21 protein-coding genes and 1 pseudogene are annotated in these 20,989 nt (G+C 32.7%); 4 read left to right on the forward strand and 18 right to left on the reverse strand.

Going from position 1 to position 20,989, the window contains the following annotated elements; all coding sequences use genetic code 11:
* The first annotated feature begins 6 nt into the window (after nucleotides 1-6).
* Genes ABXT66_RS00840 through atpC form a run of 3 tightly spaced genes read left to right on the forward strand, consistent with a single transcriptional unit; the run spans nucleotide 7 to nucleotide 2,767 of the window.
* Nucleotides 7-876 (forward strand): F0F1 ATP synthase subunit gamma, encoded by an 870-nt coding sequence (locus ABXT66_RS00840; RefSeq protein WP_443643775.1) that lies wholly within the window; start codon nucleotides 7-9, stop codon nucleotides 874-876.
* 31 nt (nucleotides 877-907) lie between these two features.
* Nucleotides 908-2,344: a F0F1 ATP synthase subunit beta gene (atpD, locus tag ABXT66_RS00845; RefSeq protein WP_443643776.1), complete on the forward strand. Its 1,437-nt coding sequence runs from the start codon at nucleotides 908-910 to the stop codon at nucleotides 2,342-2,344.
* Nucleotides 2,345-2,368: 24 nt separating this feature from the next.
* Entirely contained in the window at nucleotides 2,369-2,767 is a 399-nt protein-coding gene (atpC, locus tag ABXT66_RS00850) for an ATP synthase F1 subunit epsilon (protein ID WP_443643777.1), read from the forward strand.
* Nucleotides 2,768-2,780: 13 nt separating this feature from the next.
* Here the strand turns inward: atpC and ABXT66_RS00855 are convergent, their stop codons facing one another.
* From ABXT66_RS00855 to ABXT66_RS00940, 18 genes and pseudogenes are all read right to left on the reverse strand, one after another.
* Nucleotides 2,781-4,064, reverse strand: a complete 1,284-nt coding sequence (locus ABXT66_RS00855; RefSeq protein ID WP_443643778.1) for an amidase family protein — start codon at nucleotides 4,062-4,064, stop codon at nucleotides 2,781-2,783.
* A gap of 8 nt (nucleotides 4,065-4,072) precedes the next feature.
* Nucleotides 4,073-4,588: an RNA pyrophosphohydrolase gene (locus tag ABXT66_RS00860; RefSeq protein WP_443643779.1), complete on the reverse strand. Its 516-nt coding sequence runs from the start codon at nucleotides 4,586-4,588 to the stop codon at nucleotides 4,073-4,075.
* The gene (locus tag ABXT66_RS00865; RefSeq protein ID WP_443643780.1) at nucleotides 4,585-5,901 is read right to left on the reverse strand and encodes a S41 family peptidase; all 1,317 of its coding nucleotides are present in this window, start codon (nucleotides 5,899-5,901) and stop codon (nucleotides 4,585-4,587) included. Before ABXT66_RS00865 ends, ABXT66_RS00860 begins: the two co-directional genes overlap by 4 nt.
* A gap of 116 nt (nucleotides 5,902-6,017) precedes the next feature.
* Entirely contained in the window at nucleotides 6,018-7,550 is a 1,533-nt protein-coding gene (gene gpmI, locus ABXT66_RS00870; RefSeq protein WP_443643781.1) for a 2,3-bisphosphoglycerate-independent phosphoglycerate mutase, read from the reverse strand.
* A 24-nt stretch (nucleotides 7,551-7,574) separates the two neighbouring features.
* Nucleotides 7,575-8,024 (reverse strand): 23S rRNA (pseudouridine(1915)-N(3))-methyltransferase RlmH, encoded by a 450-nt coding sequence (locus ABXT66_RS00875; RefSeq protein WP_443643782.1) that lies wholly within the window; start codon nucleotides 8,022-8,024, stop codon nucleotides 7,575-7,577.
* Nucleotides 8,021-8,401: a ribosome silencing factor gene (gene rsfS / locus ABXT66_RS00880; protein ID WP_443643783.1), complete on the reverse strand. Its 381-nt coding sequence runs from the start codon at nucleotides 8,399-8,401 to the stop codon at nucleotides 8,021-8,023. Before rsfS ends, ABXT66_RS00875 begins: the two co-directional genes overlap by 4 nt.
* The gene (locus ABXT66_RS00885) at nucleotides 8,398-9,051 is read right to left on the reverse strand and encodes a hypothetical protein (RefSeq protein ID WP_443643784.1); all 654 of its coding nucleotides are present in this window, start codon (nucleotides 9,049-9,051) and stop codon (nucleotides 8,398-8,400) included. Before ABXT66_RS00885 ends, rsfS begins: the two co-directional genes overlap by 4 nt.
* Nucleotides 9,044-10,309 carry a glutamate-5-semialdehyde dehydrogenase gene (locus ABXT66_RS00890; RefSeq protein ID WP_443643785.1) on the reverse strand — a complete coding sequence of 422 codons (1,266 nt, stop codon included), beginning with the start codon at nucleotides 10,307-10,309 and terminating at the stop codon, nucleotides 9,044-9,046. The genes ABXT66_RS00885 and ABXT66_RS00890 overlap by 8 nt, the downstream gene beginning before the upstream one ends.
* Nucleotides 10,309-11,448, reverse strand: coding sequence for a glutamate 5-kinase (gene proB, locus ABXT66_RS00895; RefSeq protein ID WP_443643786.1), 1,140 nt, complete (start codon nucleotides 11,446-11,448; stop codon nucleotides 10,309-10,311). Before proB ends, ABXT66_RS00890 begins: the two co-directional genes overlap by 1 nt.
* A 16-nt stretch (nucleotides 11,449-11,464) precedes the next feature.
* Nucleotides 11,465-12,511: a GTPase ObgE gene (obgE, locus tag ABXT66_RS00900; RefSeq protein ID WP_443643787.1), complete on the reverse strand. Its 1,047-nt coding sequence runs from the start codon at nucleotides 12,509-12,511 to the stop codon at nucleotides 11,465-11,467.
* Between the two features lie 101 nt (nucleotides 12,512-12,612).
* Complete coding sequence (gene rpmA / locus ABXT66_RS00905) at nucleotides 12,613-12,882, reverse strand: 50S ribosomal protein L27 (RefSeq protein ID WP_443643788.1); 270 nt, start codon at nucleotides 12,880-12,882, stop codon at nucleotides 12,613-12,615.
* 11 nt (nucleotides 12,883-12,893) lie between these two features.
* Nucleotides 12,894-13,439, reverse strand: a complete 546-nt coding sequence (rplU, locus tag ABXT66_RS00910) for a 50S ribosomal protein L21 (protein ID WP_443643789.1) — start codon at nucleotides 13,437-13,439, stop codon at nucleotides 12,894-12,896.
* A gap of 170 nt (nucleotides 13,440-13,609) precedes the next feature.
* Nucleotides 13,610-14,485: a M23 family metallopeptidase gene (locus ABXT66_RS00915; protein ID WP_443643790.1), complete on the reverse strand. Its 876-nt coding sequence runs from the start codon at nucleotides 14,483-14,485 to the stop codon at nucleotides 13,610-13,612.
* A gap of 3 nt (nucleotides 14,486-14,488) precedes the next feature.
* Nucleotides 14,489-15,802: a branched-chain amino acid ABC transporter permease gene (locus ABXT66_RS00920; RefSeq protein ID WP_443643791.1), complete on the reverse strand. Its 1,314-nt coding sequence runs from the start codon at nucleotides 15,800-15,802 to the stop codon at nucleotides 14,489-14,491.
* Nucleotides 15,803-15,824: 22 nt separating this feature from the next.
* Nucleotides 15,825-16,836, reverse strand: a pseudogene (locus tag ABXT66_RS00925) (branched-chain amino acid ABC transporter permease).
* Between the two features lie 5 nt (nucleotides 16,837-16,841).
* Nucleotides 16,842-17,546, reverse strand: coding sequence for an ABC transporter ATP-binding protein (locus tag ABXT66_RS00930; protein WP_443643792.1), 705 nt, complete (start codon nucleotides 17,544-17,546; stop codon nucleotides 16,842-16,844).
* 18 nt (nucleotides 17,547-17,564) lie between these two features.
* Entirely contained in the window at nucleotides 17,565-18,320 is a 756-nt protein-coding gene (locus ABXT66_RS00935) for an ABC transporter ATP-binding protein (RefSeq protein WP_443643793.1), read from the reverse strand.
* A gap of 54 nt (nucleotides 18,321-18,374) precedes the next feature.
* Complete coding sequence (locus ABXT66_RS00940) at nucleotides 18,375-19,598, reverse strand: ABC transporter substrate-binding protein (RefSeq protein ID WP_443643794.1); 1,224 nt, start codon at nucleotides 19,596-19,598, stop codon at nucleotides 18,375-18,377.
* A 138-nt stretch (nucleotides 19,599-19,736) separates the two neighbouring features.
* Here ABXT66_RS00940 and ABXT66_RS00945 point away from each other — a divergent pair, with 138 nt between their 5' ends.
* A complete protein-coding gene (locus tag ABXT66_RS00945; protein ID WP_443643795.1) occupies nucleotides 19,737-20,987 on the forward strand; it encodes a sarcosine oxidase subunit beta family protein in 1,251 nt (416 codons plus the stop codon).
* Nucleotides 20,988-20,989: the final 2 nt, after the last annotated feature.

Raw genomic sequence — 20,989 nt, forward strand, 5'->3', positions numbered from 1 at the left:
GTTGATATGCCTTCTTTAAAAGACCTAAAAAATAGAATTAGCTCAGTTAAATCTACTCAAAAAATCACTTCTGCTATGAAAATGGTTGCCGCAGCTAAATTAAGAAGAGCTCAAGACCAAGCTTTAGCATCCAGGCCTTACACTTCACTTATGGACAAAATTGTTTCTAAAATCTCTTCTAAAGCCACGGGTACTTCAATTGATCTTTTAACAGGCAAACCTGAAAATAAAACTCAGCTATTAGTTGTATTCTCAGCCGATAGAGGTTTATGTGGTGGTTTTAATGGGTCAATAACAAGAAGTGTAAAAAAAGAAATTAATGATCTACAACAAAATGGTGTAAATGTTAAACTATTAATGGTTGGTAAAAAATCAGCTGATTCACTAAACAGAGAATATGGAAATTTATTCATTGACAAAATTGAAGGTAAGTCTGCAAAACCTAATTATGCAGATGCAGAAGTTTTAGCAACAAAAATAATTAATTTATTCGAAAATGGTGAGTTTGGCGTTTGTCGAGTTATATATAACAAGTTTGTTTCTGCTATTGCGCAAGAAGTTACGTTCAAGTCACTTATCCCCGCAGAAATACAAATAAATGAAGAAGACAAGGATACTTCTTCGATATATGATTTTGAACCTAGTGAAGAAGAGATTTTAACTGACTTATTACCACGTAATTTAGCAACACAATTGTTTAGTTCTCAAATTGAGAGCACAGCAAGTGAATTAGCAGCCAGAATGACAGCTATGGATAACGCTACAAGAAATGCTGGTGAAATGATAGATAAGTTAACCTTGCAATATAATAGAACAAGACAGGCAGTTATAACCAGTGAGTTAATTGAAATTATATCTGGTGCAGAAGCTTTATAATAAACTTAATAAATTACATGGAGTAATATAAATGGCAAAAAAACCATCTCAAAAAAATTTAGGAAGAGTTTCCCAAGTTATTGGAGCAGTTGTCGATGTAGAGTTTGATGACAAACTACCATCAATACTTGATGCTCTCCAGATTGATAATGCAGGTCAAAAATTAATATTAGAAGTGGCTCAACACTTGGGTGAAAATGAGGTAAGAACTATTGCTATGGATAGTACAGACGGACTTGTTAGAGGCATGGAAGTCTTGCAAACAGGAGCTCCAATAACAGTTCCAGTGGGCCCTGAAACTTTAGGAAGAATTTTAAATGTTATTGGTGATCCTGTTGATGATGGAAAACCAGTAAAATCTAAAATGTCTTTACCAATTCATAGGGATGCACCTGAGTATGTAGAACAATCTACATCTGCAGATATTTTAGTAACTGGCATAAAAGTTGTTGATCTTCTTGCTCCATATGCAAAAGGTGGAAAAATTGGCTTATTTGGGGGAGCAGGTGTTGGTAAAACTGTTTTAATTATGGAATTAATTAACAACGTAGCAAAAGCACATGGTGGATATTCTGTTTTTGCAGGTGTTGGTGAAAGAACTAGAGAAGGTAATGATTTGTTTCATGAAATGGTAGAATCAGGTGTTATTGTCCCTGATGGACCAGGTTCTAAGGCAGCATTGGTATATGGACAAATGAATGAGCCTCCAGGAGCTAGAGCAAGAGTTGCATTAACAGGATTAACGTTAGCTGAATATTTTAGAGATCAAGAGGGACAAGATGTTCTTTTCTTCGTTGATAATATCTTTAGATTCACTCAAGCTGGTTCAGAAGTTTCTGCTTTGTTAGGAAGAATTCCGTCTGCTGTGGGTTATCAGCCAACATTGGCAACAGATATGGGAGCTCTTCAAGAACGAATTACAACTACTACTAAAGGTTCGATCACTTCAGTTCAGGCTATTTATGTTCCAGCAGATGACTTAACTGACCCTGCACCTGCAGCATCATTTGCTCACCTAGATGCTACGACTGTTTTATCAAGGCAAATTGCAGAAATTGGTATTTATCCAGCTGTTGATCCTCTTGATTCAACCTCAAGAATGTTGGACCCAAGAATAGTAGGTGATGAACATTACGCTGTCGCTAGAAGAGTTCAAGAAGTGCTTCAACAGTATAAATCACTTCAAGATATAATAGCAATTTTAGGTATGGACGAGTTGTCAGAAGAGGATAAATTAGTTGTTACTAGAGCTAGAAAAATCCAAAGATTTTTATCCCAACCTTTCCACGTGGCTGAAGTTTTTACTGGTTCACCAGGCGTTCTTGTGTCATTGGAAGACACAATAAAAGGTTTTAAAGGTATTACTGAAGGTGAATATGATGATTTACCAGAGGCTGCTTTTTATATGGTAGGAACTATTGAAGAAGCTATAGAAAAAGGTAAAAAACTTGCAAAAGAAGCTGCTTAACAATTAATTTATAGCGAGGTTACAATGGCAGACACAACTAATTTAGAAATAGTAACCCCATCAATGGTTCTTGTTTCTGAGCCAGTTGAGATGGTTGTATTACCAGGTTCTGATGGAAATATAGGTGCTCTGCCTAGACACTCGCAAGTGATGTCTAGTCTTGATAGAGGCATTGTTGACATTTTTAATGATAACAAAATTGTTTCTAGAATTATGATAGATGGCGGCATTGCTGAGATAAATGAGACGTCTGTAACTATATTGGCAGAAAGAGCCGAAAAACTTGATAAATCTAATAAGCAGGTTTTAGAAAAAAAGCTTACCGGGTTTAAAGCTCAGGAAAATGATACTGATCAAAATATTGCAAAAATGGCTATTAAGAACTCATCATTTATGAAAGCTGTTTTAGATAATATAGGTTAATATACACTATTATTTAAGTCGACAATATGGTTTCAAATTCACTACCTATTTCTAAAAGATTATCATCATTGTTAGTTGAACCATTTAACATAATACCTGTCGGTTCATTATTTATAAAATATGGTAAAGACAAGCTACATCCGTTCATATAATTTGCTAATGATGTATTTTTTAATGTTATCAAATTGACTTTGTCATAAAACTCTTGATCATCACATTTTTTCAATAGAGGTGGTTTAATAGTTACAGTTGGCATAAGTAAAAAATTGTTTTTCAAAAAGCTATTAAATTCTTTTATCAGATCTTCTCGCATTTTGAGTAATAATTTATACTCGATAGCCATAACATCATTTGCTCTATCCATTCGTTTAAGTATATTTGGATCAATTAGATGTTTTTTTTCTGTGTAGGCTTCAAAATATTCTGCCTGGCATTCTACGGCTGCAAATTGCCATAATGGTATTTTTTTATATGTTTCGAGTATTGGTAATTCTTCTTCAACAATATTATATCCGTTTTCAATTATTTTTTGTTTAGCAGAGTTAAAAGAAAGTTCTACGTCTGGCTCAATATTTTCAAAGCCAAAGTTTGAAGGAACTATAAATTTTAAGCCATTACTATTAGCCTTTTGTTTTGCTTTTTTTTTCTCTTTCATGACCTCATAACCTTGTCTACAAAGTTCAACATTCTTAGCCATCAGACCAATGCTATCGAGACTTGATGAGAGTGTTAGACATCCATTTCTAGAAATGTTGTCTTGTGTGGGCTTAAATCCAGTTATTCCAGTAAAGGCTGCCGGTATTCTAGTAGAACCTCCTGTATCTGTTCCAATTGTTATATCAGCTACATCAAGAGCTATCGACACTGCTCCTCCAGATGTTGAGCCGCCTGGAATTGAATTGTTGTAAAGAGGATTATTGGGTGTTCCATAATGAGGATTTATACCTAATCCGGAGTAAGCAAGTTCCGTCATATTTGTATGACCAAGGAGAAGACCTCCAGCCTTTCTGATAAGAGCAATACAATCTGCATCTTTATTAGCAGGTAAGCTATTTAAAAATTTTGATCCACCTCTAGTCTTATAATTTTTAACATCAAATAAGTCCTTTACTGAAATTACTAGTCCTTTTAGCAAACCAGTTTCTAAACTATTTATATAATTTAATCCTTTTTCAAAATCTTTATCAAAGAGTTCGGTAAAGACACTTTCAAATTTTTGAGGCTCGTTTTTGATTGATAATAAAATATCATCAATTTTTTTAATAAGTTTATCGTACTCTTTATTAGATGTTGGCATTTACTAACCTATTTGATATTAGCTGAAATATAATTCTCTAACATTGGGATGAATACTTCATTGATTTTCATATAAACGTCTTTTTTAAATGATATTGCTTTTTCGGGTAATTTTAGAGGATTAAGCCAAATCCAATTTCTAAATTCTGGATTTAAAGTGTTGATGTTTATTTCATTATCTTCACCAGAAAAATAAAATAACAACCATCTTTGTGATTGACCTCTATATTTACCACTCCAGAGCCTATCTGCTAAAGGCAAAGGGATATCATAATTTATCCACTCAGGGAATTCACACAAAAATTCTACATTTATTATGCTGGTTTCTTCTTTTAACTCTCTAAAACCTGCTTCTATAGGTAGCTCCCCTTCATCAATTCCACCTTGCGGTAATTGCCAAGCTTCTGCTTTATTATCAAGCCGTTGACCGCAAAAAACATTTCCATCTTTGTTAAATACCATTAAACCCACACAAGATCTGTATGGTCTTTCTGAAATTGGAATTTCACTTAGAATTTTATTCAATTTTTAGCACTAACTGTTTTTTGACTTAATTCATTTTTGTTAAATAAGCTAATACCTCTAATCATGTCGACTGCTCTAGAGATTTGATTATCTTGAAGAAGTTTTTCTAAGGGGGTTAGAGGTTTTTCACTATCACTATCAATTTCTGTTTCCTTACTTTTTTTATTCTTATCTAATGCACCTCTTAGGTTTTCCTCACGTCTATTATTGTTTTTTGGCTTTTTAAAATCTGTTGCGCCTGCTTCCACAATAATGTCGGGCTCAATCCCTTTAGCTTGTATAGATATTCCACTTGGTGTAAAATATCTGGCTGTTGTAAGTCTCATTGCCCCATTACCTGCAAGAGGAATAATAGATTGTACAGAACCTTTGCCAAAACTTCTAGTTCCAATAATTATTGCTCTAGAGTGATCTTTTAAAGCACCTGCTACAATCTCACTTGCCGAAGCTGATCCACTATTAATTAAAACAACTAAGGGTTGGCCATTGATAAGATCACCTTTTTTTGCAAATACTCTTGATGTGTCATCGTCATTTCTCCCCTGCGTAGAAACAATTTCACCTTGATTAAGAAATGCATCTGCTACAGATATTGATTGATTTAAAAGACCACCTGGATTATTTCTTAAATCTAAAATTAAACCTTGAAATTTATTTCCAATGTTTTTCTTAATCTCAGTTATAGCTTTTTCTAAGCCAGATGTTGTAGTGTCTGAAAAAGTGGTTAAGCGAACATAACCTATATTTTTTATTATATTATGTTTAACAGATTTAATGTTAATGATATCTCTTTTTATCTCAATTTCATAAGGGTCTTGTTTATCACGTACGACTGTGATGATGACCTTGCTACCTACAGGCCCTCGAAGTTTTGAAACTGACTCATTAATAGTAAGACCTCTTATAGATTCTCCATCCACGCCTATGATTAAATCACCTGATTTCATCCCAGCTTTAGCTGCTGGTGTATCGTCAATTGGAGACACTACTTTAACTACGCCATCTTCCATAGTAATTTCGATTCCTAATCCACCAAATTTTCCTTTGGTTTTAACCTGCATATCTTTATAAGAATCAGCGCTTAAATATGATGAATGCGGATCAAGTGATTGCAGCATTCCAGAAATTGCTGACTCTATTAGTTTTTTGTCAGTAACTTCTTCAACATATTGTTCTTGAACTCGTTGAAAGACATCACCAAAAAGGTTTAGCTGTTTATAAGTTTCCTGGCGGTTAGTATCAGCGTTAATTGTTTTTAAAGGGATAATTGCGTATATAAAAAATATAAATAAAATGGTTTTTTTATTATTCATTTTTAACATTTTTATCATATTCGCTTTCCCAAAATTTTTTGAAGTTTAACTTTTTCTCTATAGAATATAGAACAATATAATTCTAGCAAGTATAGAAAATCTATTATTATATATAATTATTTTACTAATAAAGACCTTCCATTCATTGCAATAGGTATATCAAGAGACATTATGTCTAGGATCGTAGGAGCTATGTCTGCTAACTTACCATTTTTTAATTTTAAATTACTTTCTGATGATATCATTATTAAAGGGACTTTGTTACAGGTATGAGATGTATGTGGAACTTGTGTTTTTGAATCTAACATTATTTCACAGTTTCCATGATCGGCAGTTAATAACATTGTACAACCGGTTTCATCTAATGCGGCTTTAATATTTCCAATGGCTTTATCAACTCTTTCAACGGCTTTAATGGCTGCTTTTAAATTTCCTGTATGCCCGACCATATCTGGATTGGCAAAGTTAATAATGATTAAGTCATAAATGTTATCTTTAATTGCTTTGATTAACTCAAACTCTACTTCTTCTGCAGACATTTCTGGTTTTAAATCATAAGTAGTAACTTTTGGAGAGGGTACCATTATCCTTGTTTCGCCTGGACAAATAGTTTCACTGCCGCCATTAAAAAAAAATGTTACGTGAGGATATTTTTCAGTTTCAGCAAGTCTGAGTTGTTTTAAATTAGCTCTTGAAATGACATCCCCTAGAGTGTCTTGTATTTGTTCTCTGACAAAAATACTTTTCATAAATTGTGAAATTTCTTTTGAGTATTCAATCATTCCCAGTGAATTAGTAATAAGGGGGGTATTATTATTTTTTTTAAATTTATCAAAATTTGGGTTTAGAAAAGGAGATAACAATTCCCTAACTCTGTCGGCTCTAAAATTAACCATTATTAAGCTATCGTCATTTTCAATCCCTCTATAATTACCAATTAATGTAGGAGAAATAAACTCGTCAGTTTCGTTGTTTTTGTAAGCAACCTCAATGGCAGAAGTAATATCGTTGGTATTTCTTTCACATTTTCCATATGCAATTAAATCAAACGATTTTTTAACTCTATCCCATCTATTATCTCTATCCATAGCAAAATATCTTCCAATAAGAGAAACTATTTTTATGCTTTTAGGTAATGATGCTTCAAATAATTTTACAATATTTCCAATTTGTTTAGGGGAACTGTCTCTTCCATCAGAAAAAATATGAAGAACAGAATTAATATTAGACTCATCTAATAATTTTGCCATTTCAACAATATGGTCTAGGTGAGAATGGACGCCTCCATTACTGCATAAACCAAGAAGATGGACGGTTTTATCTTTTTTATGTTCAGAAATAAATTTTTTAAAATTCTTATTATGTCTAATTTCGTCATTTTTAAAGGCATTATTAATTCGAGGAAGAGTTTGGATAACAACTCGGCCTGAACCTAAGTTCATATGACCAACTTCTGAATTGCCGACTTGACCTTTAGGTAATCCTACATGTTCACCTGAAGCTTCAAGTTTTGAATATGGATATGTATTTGTTAAATAATCAACATTTGGTGTTTTTGCGAGTGCAACAGCGTTATGATTACTATTTTTATTAATTCCCCACCCATCCATAATGCATAAAACAATCCTTTGTTTTGTATTATTTCTCATTAATTATTTCTCACTATTAAAAGTTTATTTATGATAAGGATGACCTTCAAGAATTGTCTCAATTCTATATATTTGTTCTGCAACCATCATTTTAACCATTTGATGCGGCCATGTAAGTTTTCCTAATGCAACGACTTTATCGGCTGATTTTTTAATTAGCTTACCATTTCCAAAAGCACCACCAATAGCAAAGTTAATGCTTGAAATATTGTTATCTTTCCATTTAGAAATTATTTCAGCAAGTTCAGTGCTGGATAAATTTTCACCTTGTTCGTCTAGTAGTATTAACTTTCCATTCTTAGGAGTCGAATTAATTAATTTTGATCCTTCTTCTTCTAATCTCTTATCTAAATTACTTATCTTGATTTCATACTGATTTAACTGAATGTTTTTTATTCTTTTCAAGTATTTTTGCGTAATAAGATTTTCATCGTTATTTTTAAATTTACCAATGATAGAAATTATATATTTCATATTTTGTTATCTATTGAATCAAATGAACTTTCATCTTGTTTTTTTACCCACATTTTTTCTAAGCTGTAGAAATCTCTAACTTCGGGACGAAAGATATGAATAAGAATATCTTTGGCATCAATAAGAACCCAGTCACCATTTGACATACCTTCGGGCGAAGGTGGACGAATACCCGCTTCTTTATATTTTTTTACTAAATTGTTAGCCATCGATGTCACTTGTCTTGTGGTGTTTCCACTAACAACTATCATGTAATCTGCAATGCTACTTCTACCAATCAAATCTATCTTACAAATATCTATTCCTTTATCATCTTCTAAAGAGTCAATTGTTAGTTTCAATAATTGTTTAGATGAGATAGATATTGATTTTTTCATTTTTTAGAATCCATATTATTTAAATGTTTTAAACGCCTTATTTCTGATGAAGAAACAGCTAATAATTTTTGTTTTATAAAAATCCAAATGGGTTTTTTCTTAAGAAAGATAACTTTACTTTTTGAAGGTTTTATGCGTTTCCCAAGTTTTGGAATATTATTGCTATTAGTAAAAGAACTGATGTAACCAGGTCTTGAAATTACAGCAACAGGAATTTTTTTGGTTATAAATGAAGGATAAAGCCATTTATTAAAGTTATCTAGAATATCACTCCCCATTAACCATATAAATTTAACTGTTTGAGATTTGCTGGATAAAAACTTAACCGTTTTATAAGAGGCATAAAGCTTATTTTTTTCTTCTAAATCTAAAACTTTTATATAATGATACTTGCTTGTTAATATTCTTGCATAACTTAACCTTTTTTTAAAGGATTCCATCCCAATGTTTGATTTTAATCTATTTTGGGGAGCAACCAACCACCAAATTTCATCTAGTCCAAGATTTATTTTGGCAGTGTTGCTAATATGAATATGGCCTGAATGAGCTGGATTAAAAGAGCCTCCTAAAATGCCTATTTTTCTTTTTCTAAAATAAGAAAAGCATAAGGGCATATTATTTTTAAAACTAGCTTTTAAATTTTTAATCACGAATTTGATCTTTACCTCTGACAACATATTTAAAACTGGTCAATTGATTGGCACCTACAGGGCCTCGCGCATGAATTCTACCAGTGGAAATACCAATTTCTGCACCCATACCAAATTCACCACCATCTGCAAATTGAGTGGAAGCGTTATGCATTACTATTGAACTATCAATTTTAGACAGAAACATTTCGGCAGTATCTTTGTTTTCTGTAACTATAGATTCTGTATGATTTGATGAATATTTATTTATATGATTAATTGCACCTACAACCCCATCAACTATCTTGATTGATAGTATCGCCTCAAGATATTCTGTTGTCCAATCTGTTTCTAAAGCAAGTTCAATAGAATCATCAATTTTAATAGTCTCTTCATCTCCCTTAAGATGACAACCAACTTTTGTTAATTCTTGAACAAATATAGGTATTACCTGATTACTAATTTCTTTATCTACTAAAAGTGTTTCTAATGCGCCACATATGCCAGTTCTTCTCATTTTTGAATTAAGAATAAGCTTTGTTGCTTTATCAATATTGGCATCTTTATCAACGTATAAATGACATATTCCTTCTAAATGGGCAAAAACTGGCACTCTTGCTTCTTGTTGGACTTTTTCAACTAAAGATCTACCGCCACGAGGTATAATGACATCTATTTCACCAGATGATTGCAACATTGCTGTTACCGCTTCTCTGTCGGTATTTTCAATCATTTGTACTGCATTAGGTGGTAGGTTTACAGATGCCAAACCCTCTCGTAGACATCTCGACAAAATTTTTGAAGTGTTAATTGAATCTGATCCACCTCTAAGTATTACAGTATTTCCAGCTTTTATACATAAACTTCCTGCATCTATAGTTACGTTTGGTCGTGATTCATAAATTATACCTATTACTCCAAGTGGCACTGAAATTCTCGAAATATCTAGACCATTGGGTTGTTGCCATCTTGAAAGTTCAATTCCTATAGGATCATTCATAGAACTAATTGTTTTTAAGCCATGTATAATTTCATTTATTCTTTTATCATCTAGAACGAGCCTATCAATAAAAGCATTACTAAGGTTTTTTGCTTTTGCATTTTTAATATCAATGTCATTAGCTTTTAAAATTTCGTTTTGATTATTTTTTATAATGCTTGAAGTATTAAAAATAGCTAAGTTTCTATCTGAAGAACTGCTTCCTGAAATTATTTTAAAAGCTTCTTGAGATTGTTTATTTACAATTTTTACATATTCAAAATTTTTATTTACAGGCATTAATCTTTACTCTTATTTTTGTCTAGCACAAGATCGTCTCTATGCACTACTTCATCTTTACCTCGGTAACCCAGAATGGATTCTATATTATCGCTATGAGAGCCTTTAATTAATTCAATTTCTGTATGACTGAAGTGAGTAAGTCCTTTTCCTATTATTTTTTTATTATGGTCAATTATCTCAATCAAATCACCTTTTTCGTAATTTCCTTCAGTTCCGATAATTCCAGCTGACAAAACAGAGTTTCCTTTTTTTATGGCATCTGATGCACCTTGATCAATAATTATTCGACCTTTTACTTGTAAAGCAGCAGAAATCCATTGTTTTCGCGCACTCATTGGTTGGTGATTAGCTTTAAACCAACTAAATTTTGTTTTTGTTTGTTGTAATTTTAACAATGGGTTATTAATTCGTCCATCACAAATAATCATGTGACAACCAGCATTAGTTGAAATTTTTGCAGCTTCAATTTTAGTAACCATACCCCCTGAAGAAAAAGTGGTATGTGTGGGACCTGCCATATATTCAATTTTGGAGGTTATTTCTGTTATTTCATCTATAAAAACTGAATCTTTATTCTTGTTAGGGTCTGAAGAATATAGTCCATTAATATCTGATAATAGTATTAATAAATCTGCACTACACATTTGAGCAACTCTTGCTGCGAGTCTATCATTATCGCCAAATCTTATTTCTTCAGTTGATACAGTATCATTCTCATTAATCACAGGTATGACATTTAAGTCAAGAAGCCTAATTAGTGTAGCTCTTGCATTTAGGTGTTTTCGTCTTGTTTCTGTATCATCTGGAGCAAGTAAAATTTGAGCTACATTCAATTCATATTTACTCATGGTTTCTTTCCATGCATGAGCAAGGGTTATTTGACCAGTAGCAGCGGCTGCTTGCTTCTCATCTAATGATAAATTATCTTTTAAACAGAGTTGTTTTTTTCCTAAGGCAATAGACCCTGAGGATACTATTATTACTTCAACACCTGAATTGATGAGATTATGAATATCGAAAGCAAGAGATTCCAGCCAATTTTTTTGAAGTTTACCTGTTTTAGAATCAATTAATAAAGCAGAGCCAATTTTAATAACAACTCTTTTTGAATTTTTAATTAAGTCTTGTTTATTCATAATATTTTTCTTTAATCTATGGAGACCAAGTATTATTTGTATTTTCTTTATGACTTAGTTTGTCATTTATAACATCGTTTGTGGTTACAATTTCCTGAAGATTTCTTATTAACTTAACAATGTTTTCACCAGTTACGGCAGAAATTCCTAATACATTATTAACTTTGAGCGTCTTTAATTCTTTTTTAGCAAAATTAATTTGCTCTGAATTAATAGCATCACATTTAGTAAGAACTACTATTTGTTTTTTTTTCGATAAACTTTTATCATAAGCTTTGATTTCATTAATAATTGTAGAGTAATCTTGTTTTATATTTTTACTAGTTGCGTCAACAAGGTGAAGAAGAGCTTTACATCTTTCAACATGCCCTAAAAATCTATGACCCAAACCCGAGCCTTCGTGAGCACCTTCTATTAACCCAGGTATATCTGCTATAACAAATTCTTTATTATCTTGATTAACAACACCAAGGTTTGGGTGAAGAGTTGTAAACGGATAATCAGCAATTTTAGGTTTTGCGGCAGTTATTCTAGATAGTAAGGTGCTTTTTCCGGCGTTAGGTAATCCAACCAAACCTATATCAGCAATAAGCTTAAGACGAAGCCATATCCATTTTTCTTCTAATTCACCTCCTGGTTGATATTTTCTAGGTGCTTGATTAGTAGAAGTTTTAAAAAAAGCATTACCCTTTCCACCTTCACCGCCTCTAGCAAGAGTAACTTTTTGTCCAATTTTTATCATATCAGCTAGTATAAAATTATTAGTTTCATCCAAGATTTGTGTCCCAAGTGGAACTCGAAGTATCAAATCTTGCCCACTAATTCCACTTCGATCTCTACCTTTACCTCCATCACCTGGCCTTGCTTTAAAATGCTGTTGATAACGAAAGTCTATAAGAGTATTTAAACCATCAGTACAATGCGCAATCACGTCGCCTCCACGTCCACCATTCCCTCCGTCAGGACCACCAAAAGGGACGTGAGCTTCTCTTCTAAAGGATATAGAGCCTGAGCCACCATGACCGCTTGCTATGTATATTTTAGCTTGATCTAAAAACTTCATAATAAAACTCTATTATATACAATTTAGGATGAAAAGACTTTAAAAACAAAAAAAGGGAATAACTATCAAGCTATTCCCAAGAGAAGAAAATAAATTATTTATTATTCAGCAGCTTGTTTTATTGGATCAACTGAAACAAACATTTTTTTACCTTTAAGCTCTTTAAATTTAACATGACCATCAATTAGAGCAAAAATAGTATGGTCCTTACCCATACCTACATTTGACCCAGGATGAAATTTAGTGCCTCGTTGTCTTATAATAATATTGCCTGGAACAACTAATTCACTTCCAAACTTTTTTACACCAAGACGTCTACCTGCGGAGTCTCTTCCATTCCTTGAACTACCACCTGCTTTTTTATGTGCCATTACTTATTCCTTTACTTATCTTTAGTAGTTGAACTTTTAGTTTTAGGGCTTGCTTTTGCTTTAGTCTCAGTAGACTTGGCAGTTACTTTTGCTTTAGTCTCAGTAGACTTGGCAGTTACTTTTGCTTTAGTCTCAGTAGACTTGGCAGTTGCTTTTGCTTTAGTCTCAGTAGACTTGGCAGTTACTTTTGCTTTAGTCTCAGTAGACTTGGCAGTTGCTTTTTTAGGAGAAAGCTTGGAGCCGCCTGTTTCAGCAATGTCAATTATTTTAAGAAGTGTGAGGTTTTGCTTGTGACCTTGCTTACGACGACTATTTTTTCTACGTCTTTTGTATATCATCGTTATTTTAGGGCCACGTGTCTGTCTAATTACCTGTGCCATAACTGCAGCATCATTCACTAAAGGACTACCTAAAGTAACTTTCTTGCCTTCACCAATCATTAAAATATCATTTAAAACAACTTGATCACCATCATTTGCATCTAGTTTTTCTACTAAGACAACATCTTCTTTTTCTACACGGTACTGTTTTCCACCGGTTTTTAGGACTGCATACATTTTAAAATTCCGAGCTTTTTAATAATAATTATATAATAATCTAATAAATTAAAAAAAATTTAATAATTATTAGTACGGGGAATATAGCCTTATAGCGAAATCTGTCAAGCTTTTAGATCATAACTTATCAGTAATAATTATACATTTTTTAGATAATTAAATAGTGTGCTTTAATCTACTAATAAAGCAGGGTCTAAACGCTCATAAAACCAATTAACTCTCCAATCTAAGTGAGGACCCGTAGACCTTCCAGTAGATCCAACTTCGCCTATTTTTTGCCCTCTAGAAACAGTATCTCCAACCTTAACATTTACAGCTGATAGATGAGAGTAAATAGATGTTACGCCATGACCATGATCAAGCATTATAGTGCCACCAGTATAATATAAGTTTTTTTCCGCCATTCTAACTATAGATTTTATAGGTGCTAAAACTGGGGAGCCTTTCGGGGCAGCAATATCAACACCATAATGTGGTCGTTTAGGTATGCCATTTAGAATCCTTTGGCTTCCAAATACACCAGATACGATACCCTTAACAGGCCAATTAAATTTTTGGAAGATAAAGTCTATGTTGCTATCTATACCTCTGATATACTTAATAGATTTATTTTCTTTTATAATCCTATCGTAGAAAGATTTTGGTGGGGTAACCATCTTTTTCTGCAAGCCATTTATAATTTGCGTTTTATAAATTCTTTTTTTGATTGAGATCGGTTTTTCAAGCCATACCTTTTTAGGTTTTAGAGACAAGTGCGCAATATCTGGGTGATCTCTTCCAAAACCAATAATAAAATAACCATCAGAGGTTTTTCTAAGCAATTTGTTTTTAAATTTTATTTCAATTTTTGGATCAGATTTACCTATAACTAATCCACCTTGTACGAAATTACCCTCAAGAAAAACTTCAATATTATCATATGTTAGGTTTAATTTCTCTTTTCCAATAGCAGGGTTAATTTGAACAAATAATATGACTAGAATTATTTTTAAAAAATTAAAATTTAATTGATTTAATAACATTTTTGTCATCTTACATTCATTCATAACTTATCTTTTAACTTCAGGTATTAAACCTTTGGGAGCAAATCTTAAGGTCACTAACAAAATTATGCCCATAAACATAAGTCTCATATGTGCTGCATTCTCTAATAAATGACTTTTTATTAAATTCGAATCTGAGACATAAGAAGTTATAAAAGCTATAAGCCATAGACCAATAGGTTCAGCTTGGATCCAAAAAAACCAGATAATAAACCCTCCAATGATAGAACCAAAATTATTTCCAGAGCCTCCAATAATTACCATAATCCAAACTAAAAAAGTAAATCTTAGAGGTTGATATGAAACTGGAGTAAACTGACCATCAAGAGTGGTTAGCATTGCCCCTGCTATGCCTATAATTGCTGAACCAATAATAAATACTTGTAGATGTCTTTTTTTAATATTTTTACCCATAGCGTTTGCTGAAACTTCATTATCTCTGATGGCCCTCATCATTCTTCCCCAAGGAGATTTGAGAGCAATTTCAAGTAAAATCAAAATTCCTATCAAAATTATAATAAATAAAAAGGAATAAGATAATTTGACTATAATTGATGATATTTCTGGCAGAGAAACGTTAGTAAATTGTGCTATTTCTATAACCCATTGCTTTGATTGAAGTTCGATTTCGTATGGAACAGGCCTTGGTAGTCCATTTACATTTTTTACACCCCTTGAGAGCCAATCTTCATTTTTTAAGACATATATAATTATTTCAGAAATGCCTAGGGTAGCTATAGCTAAATAGTCTGATCTAAGCCCTAAAGCTATTTTACCTATAGCATATGCAGTTAGCGCTGCTAATAGTCCTCCAATAGGCCATGAAATTATGACAGGAAGGTCAAAGCCTCCGAGATAACCTGTTTTTGCTGGTTCAATAGATTCTATAGTTAGTATTGGAATATCAATAATATATCGCATAAGAAAATAACTTGTAGCTATTATAATTGATGTAATTACGTATTTTTTCTTTTTATCAATATTTAATTTCTTCCATAAATAAATAGAACAAAATATTGATATAATGAATGTTACAATACCAGACAGAATTAAAATACCACCTTCTTCCCATGCGTTGAGAGTTGGTGGCATCGAAATAATTACGTTGGCTAAGCCACCTAATGCCGCAAATCCCATGACACCAAAATTTACTATTCCTGCATTGCCCCATTGAATATTTATTCCTAAAGACATAATAGCAGATATTATGCAAAGGTTAAAAATTGAGAGTGCAAGATTCCAACTTTGAAAAAAACCAACCAGTAAGAGCATTAAAAACATACAGCTGAATAATTGAAGTATATAATTTTTATTTTGCATTACGTAAACTCTAAATATTGGTTTAAATTACTTTACCTTTGTAAATTCCAGTAGGCTTAATTAACAAAACCAGAACTAGAATAATAAAAGATACTGCTATTTTATAGTCTGTGGATAAAATCTGTAACAATCCATTAGGAACAATTTCGTATGGAAGAAGGTAATAAAAAATTTTCTTATAGGCGAATGTAATAAATAACTCAGAAAATGCTATAACAAAGCCTCCAATAATTGCCCCAACAGGGTTTCCAACACCACCAACAATTGCTGCTGCAAAAATGGGTAACACTAAATGTAAATAAGTAAATGGTTTATAGCTTTTATCAAGACCATATAAAGTTCCAGCTACACATGCTAAAGTTCCAGTAATTATCCAAGTAATTAATACAACTTTTTCTGGATTAATACCGGATAACAATGCTAGTTCTTGATTATCTGAGTAAGCTCTCATCGATTTTCCAGTTTTAGTTTTATTTAAAAACCAAAAAAGAAGAAAAACTAATAAAATTGTAAGTATTATAGTAACTCCTTGTGTGGTTTTGATAGCCAATCCTTCATTAAGGCCAGTCAAAGCTTTAAACGTTTTGGCTTTTAAAATAAATCTTTCTCCATCAAAAAAGTTTTTATCTCCTGGCCCTATTATGAAATCTTATTAAACCTCCTGAAAAAAACATAACACCAATAGAAACGATAAGAGTAATTACACTTTTTGATTTCTGTTGGCGGTAAAATTTAAAAACAAATTTGTCTATGATTAAGCAATAAAAAATAGTTATTAATATTGCTATAGGTAAAACTAATATGGCAGTAGGGAATATACCTAGTTTAATTCCAAGATTTGAGAATAGCCAAGTTAGGAGAATAGAGGTCATTGTTCCAAATGACATAAATTCCCCATGAGCAAAATTAGAGAACCTAAGAACTGTGTATATTATTGTTATACCAAGTGCTCCAAGAGCTAATTGACTGCCATATGTAAGTCCTGGTATTATAATATAATTGGCTATTAAGGTAATGCCGTTCAAAAAGTCCATAAAGTTTAGCCCCCTAGAAACGCCTGTCTTACTTCTTTGTTATCTAAAAGTGACTTTCCAGTATCTGTGAAAAGGTTCTTTCCTTGATTCAAAACAAACCCTAAATCTGATATTGTTAACGCTTGTTTAGCATTTTGTTCTACCATTAGTATAGCGGTTCCCTGATTAGCAATTTCTTTAATTTTTTTAAAAATACCTTCCATAACGATAGGAGAAACGCCAGCGGATGGCTCATCTAACATTAAAACTTTTGGGCTTGTCATTAAAGCTCTTCCTACTGCGACTTGTTGCCGCTGACCACCAGACAGTTCGCCTGCTTGTTGGTAACGTTTATCTTTTAGAATTGGAAAAAGTTCATAAATATAATTCAACATATTTTCACAATTTTTTGCCTGAATAAATGCCCCCATTTCAAGATTTTCCTGCACAGACAAAGAGGGAAATATGTTGTTTGTTTGTGGGACAAACCCCATACCTTTTAAGACTCTTTCTTGTGGTTGAAGGTTGGTAATATCTTCACCATCAAGAAATATTTTGCCTTTTCTTATACCTAGAAGTCCAAATATAGCTTTCATCGCAGTGGATTTTCCAGCGCCGTTAGGTCCAACAATTGAGGCAATTTGACCTCTCTTTACACCAATTGTACAATTTGATAGAATATCAACTGAGCTATAGCCACATGTAATGTTTTCACCTGATAATAAATACATATTTTAAAAACTCTTTATTTAGTTTCTTCCAAGATATACTTGGATAACTTCTTCATTTTTTTTAACTTTAGAGATTGTATCCGTCATTAAAACTGATCCCTCTGCCATAACAATTACAGGATCGCATAATCTGCTAATAAACTCTATATCATGCTCAATCATACAAAAAGTATAATTTAATTCTTTATTTAGTCTTAATATAGCATCCCCAATTGTATTTAATAAAGTACGATTAACTCCTGCACCCACCTCGTCGAGCAATACAATTTCTGGTTCAACCATCATTGTTCTTCCTAATTCCAATAATTTTTTTTGCCCACCTGACAAATTACCAGCATATTCGTTAGCAAGGTGTTTTAATTGCAAAAAATCTAAAACTCCATTTGCTTTATTTAATATTTTTGTTTCTTCTAATCTAATTTTTTTTGATTTTATCCACGTATTTAAAATAGACTCACCTATTTGATTTGGTGGAACCATCATCAAATTATCTCTTACAGTCAATGATGAAAATTCGTGAGCAATTTGAAATGTTCTTAATATACCTAAATCAAATAATTGATGAGGTTCATAACCAGTTATATTTAAATTGTTTAACTTTATATTGCCGGAGTCTGGTTTAATGGATCCATTAATAATATTAAAAAGAGTTGTTTTACCCGCCCCATTTGGCCCAATTAGAGCAGTTATAGATGATTTTTTAATTTCTAATGAGACATTTTTAATGGCTTGAATGCCACCAAAGTTTTTATATAGATTTTTTATTTCAAGCATCAATGAAACCAATTGAAAAAAGGCTTAAGGTTATTACCTTAAGCCTTTAAAGTTTTATCTATAACCAACTTTATTAGTTTTTTGGTTATCTATTAAGATTTCCGCAAAACTCCCAGATGATTCACCAGAACCAACTAGTTCTAAAGCTGTAGCACCAACGTAGTCAATATCTTTACCTTCTTTGATTAAATTGAGTGCTTTACTGAGTTCACCTGGATAAATTTTTTCACCAGGTGCATTAGCAATATCCATAACATTATTTTTAAAAACATTACTGTCAGTTGATTTTGCAGCCTCCATTGCAAGCATAATTAGAGCAGCAGCATCGTAAGACTCTGGGCCATATGGTCCTGACTCAAAGCCAGCAGCTTTTGCTAATTCAGAGTATTTTGCAGCACCAGGGCTATCTGTTCCAGGAACTGACCCGATAGAACCATTTAGATCAGGACCTATCGCCTTAGGTAGTGCATCACCAATCATTCCATCAGGTAAGAAAAATTTATTAAAGGCATCAGCATCTAATGAAGCTTGTATTATGCCTTTACCACCTTGATCTAAGTAACCCGCAACAATTAGTATGTCCCCTGAAGCTTGAGCTAATGCAGCAACCTCTGAACTATAGTCCCCTTTACCATCTTCATGAGAAGCGCTAATTGTTATGGTACCACCTTTAGCTTCATAATTGCTTTTAATGCTAGCGGCTAGACCTTTGCCGTAGTCGTTATTTGTATGTGTTAAAGCGGCTGTTTTAAAGCCCTTTTCCATTAACAAATCAGCAATCACTTCACCTTGTCTAGCGTCAGAAGGAGCTGTTCTAAAAAATAAATCATTATCTGGTTCAGTTGATAAGGCTGGAGACGTTGCTGATGGAGAAATCATCAAGATTCCATTTGGCATTGCAACATTTTTAAGGACAGCAGTTGTTACTCCAGAACAATCGGCTCCCATTATTGCACTTACTTTATCTGAAGTGATTAAGCGTTCAGCCGCAGCTTGTGCTGCTGCTGCATCTACACAAGTAGAATCAGCTCTTACTGCCTTTAGTTGAGCGCCATCCATAAAGTTACCTGATTTATTAACTTCATCGATAGCCAGTTCAGCACTTTTTGCCATAACAGGTGCTAAAGATTCTATTGGTCCAGTAAAGCCAAGAATGATGCCAATCTTTATTTGACTGTCTGCACTTTTTTCAGTTTTAGATGCGTCTTGATTATACAAAAATACACCTAATATTATTAATCCAGTTATTAAAATAACTGGTATAAGATTTTTTTTCATTTAATTTCCCCTTAAATCTAATTTAACAGTATTTTATAGAGAAATCGTATAATTAAGCGAATCAAATTTTAAGTTGTTATATAAAAAAACATTTAGTAGTTTTGTAATCATTCGTTATAGGAAAAAAGATATAAAAGCATGCGCTATAATTGGTTAAAATTATTGAAGGAAGGTTTCAATAATAATAGTGGTTGGGAAAAAACTTGGAAAAACCCAGAATTAAAAAAAGAATATAATGTTATTATTATTGGTGGGGGCGGTCATGGCCTTGCAACAGCTTTTTATCTAGCTAAAGAATTTAATATAAAAAATATTGCCGTTTTAGAAAAAAATTGGATTGGGGGCGGTAATGTTGGACGTAACACAACTATTATTCGTTCAAATTATCTACTTAACGAAAATGAAGCCTTTTACGAATTTTCATTAAAATTATGGGAAAGTCTAGAAAAACAAATAAATTATAATGCGATGGTTAGTCAAAGAGGAGTTTTGAATGTATACCATTCAGATTCTCAAAGAGACTCATTTATTAGGCGTGGTAACTCAATGATAATAAATGGAGCAGATGCAGAACTATATGATGTTAATAAAATTAAATCGCTTTATCCTTTTTTAGATTTTGATAACGCAAGATTTCCAATTAAAGGAGGATTGTTTCAAAAAAGAGGTGGAACGGTTAGACATGATGCTGTTGCTTGGGGTTATGCTCATGCCGCAGACCAACTAGGTGTTGATATTATTCAAAATTGTGAGGTACATAACTTTAAATTTAAATCAGGTGCTTGTATTGGTGTTGAAACTAATAAAGGTTTTATCAAAGCAAATAAAGTTGGGTGTGCAGTTGCCGGTTCGACAAGTCTTTTAATGTCAAAGGCAAATATGAATTTACCCATTGAAAGCCATGTCTTACAGGCTTTTGTTAGTGAGAGTTTAAAGCCGATTATACCAGGCGTAATTACATTCGGGGCAGGTCATTTCTATATTTCTCAATCTGATAAAGGAGGTTTAGTTTTTGGAGGTGATATTGATGGATATAACTCTTATGCTCAAAGAGGTGGAATAGATACTTTAGAAGATGTTTGTGAAGGTGGGCTGGCTTTAATGCCCATTATTAGCAAAACAAGGCTTTTGCGAATGTGGGGTGGTGTTATGGATATGAGTATGGACGGATCGCCTATTATAGATAAAACTCATATTAATGGTTTATATATGAATGCTGGTTGGTGTTATGGAGGGTTCAAGGCAACTCCTGCTTCTGGTTGGTGTTTTGCACATCTTCTTGCCAAAGGGTACTCCCATGCATTATCAAAAAACTATCGTTTAGATAGATTTAAAAATGGCTATATGATTGATGAAAAAGGTCAAGGTGCACAGCCCAATTTACATTAAGG

This window comes from Candidatus Levibacter sp. Uisw_134_01 (assembly GCF_047717795.1).
Lineage (GTDB): Bacteria > Pseudomonadota > Alphaproteobacteria > Puniceispirillales > Marisalimonadaceae > Marisalimonas.

Excerpts from the sequence above, each read along its gene's own strand:
- ABXT66_RS00840 (WP_443643775.1), top strand. The coding sequence starts at position 7 with ATGCCTTCTTTAAAAGACCTAAAAAATAGAATTAGCTCAGTTAAATCT.
- atpD (WP_443643776.1), top strand. The coding sequence starts at position 908 with ATGGCAAAAAAACCATCTCAAAAAAATTTAGGAAGAGTTTCCCAAGTT.
- atpC (WP_443643777.1), top strand. The coding sequence starts at position 2,369 with ATGGCAGACACAACTAATTTAGAAATAGTAACCCCATCAATGGTTCTT.
- ABXT66_RS00855 (WP_443643778.1), bottom strand. The coding sequence starts at position 4,064 with ATGCCAACATCTAATAAAGAGTACGATAAACTTATTAAAAAAATTGAT.
- ABXT66_RS00865 (WP_443643780.1), bottom strand. The coding sequence starts at position 5,901 with ATGAATAATAAAAAAACCATTTTATTTATATTTTTTATATACGCAATT.
- gpmI (WP_443643781.1), bottom strand. The coding sequence starts at position 7,550 with ATGAGAAATAATACAAAACAAAGGATTGTTTTATGCATTATGGATGGG.
- ABXT66_RS00875 (WP_443643782.1), bottom strand. The coding sequence starts at position 8,024 with ATGAAATATATAATTTCTATCATTGGTAAATTTAAAAATAACGATGAA.
- rsfS (WP_443643783.1), bottom strand. The coding sequence starts at position 8,401 with ATGAAAAAATCAATATCTATCTCATCTAAACAATTATTGAAACTAACA.
- ABXT66_RS00890 (WP_443643785.1), bottom strand. The coding sequence starts at position 10,309 with ATGCCTGTAAATAAAAATTTTGAATATGTAAAAATTGTAAATAAACAA.
- proB (WP_443643786.1), bottom strand. The coding sequence starts at position 11,448 with ATGAATAAACAAGACTTAATTAAAAATTCAAAAAGAGTTGTTATTAAA.
- obgE (WP_443643787.1), bottom strand. The coding sequence starts at position 12,511 with ATGAAGTTTTTAGATCAAGCTAAAATATACATAGCAAGCGGTCATGGT.
- rpmA (WP_443643788.1), bottom strand. The coding sequence starts at position 12,882 with ATGGCACATAAAAAAGCAGGTGGTAGTTCAAGGAATGGAAGAGACTCC.
- rplU (WP_443643789.1), bottom strand. The coding sequence starts at position 13,439 with ATGTATGCAGTCCTAAAAACCGGTGGAAAACAGTACCGTGTAGAAAAA.
- ABXT66_RS00915 (WP_443643790.1), bottom strand. The coding sequence starts at position 14,485 with ATGAATGAATGTAAGATGACAAAAATGTTATTAAATCAATTAAATTTT.
- ABXT66_RS00920 (WP_443643791.1), bottom strand. The coding sequence starts at position 15,802 with ATGCAAAATAAAAATTATATACTTCAATTATTCAGCTGTATGTTTTTA.
- ABXT66_RS00930 (WP_443643792.1), bottom strand. The coding sequence starts at position 17,546 with ATGTATTTATTATCAGGTGAAAACATTACATGTGGCTATAGCTCAGTT.
- ABXT66_RS00935 (WP_443643793.1), bottom strand. The coding sequence starts at position 18,320 with ATGCTTGAAATAAAAAATCTATATAAAAACTTTGGTGGCATTCAAGCC.
- ABXT66_RS00940 (WP_443643794.1), bottom strand. The coding sequence starts at position 19,598 with ATGAAAAAAAATCTTATACCAGTTATTTTAATAACTGGATTAATAATA.
- ABXT66_RS00945 (WP_443643795.1), top strand. The coding sequence starts at position 19,737 with ATGCGCTATAATTGGTTAAAATTATTGAAGGAAGGTTTCAATAATAAT.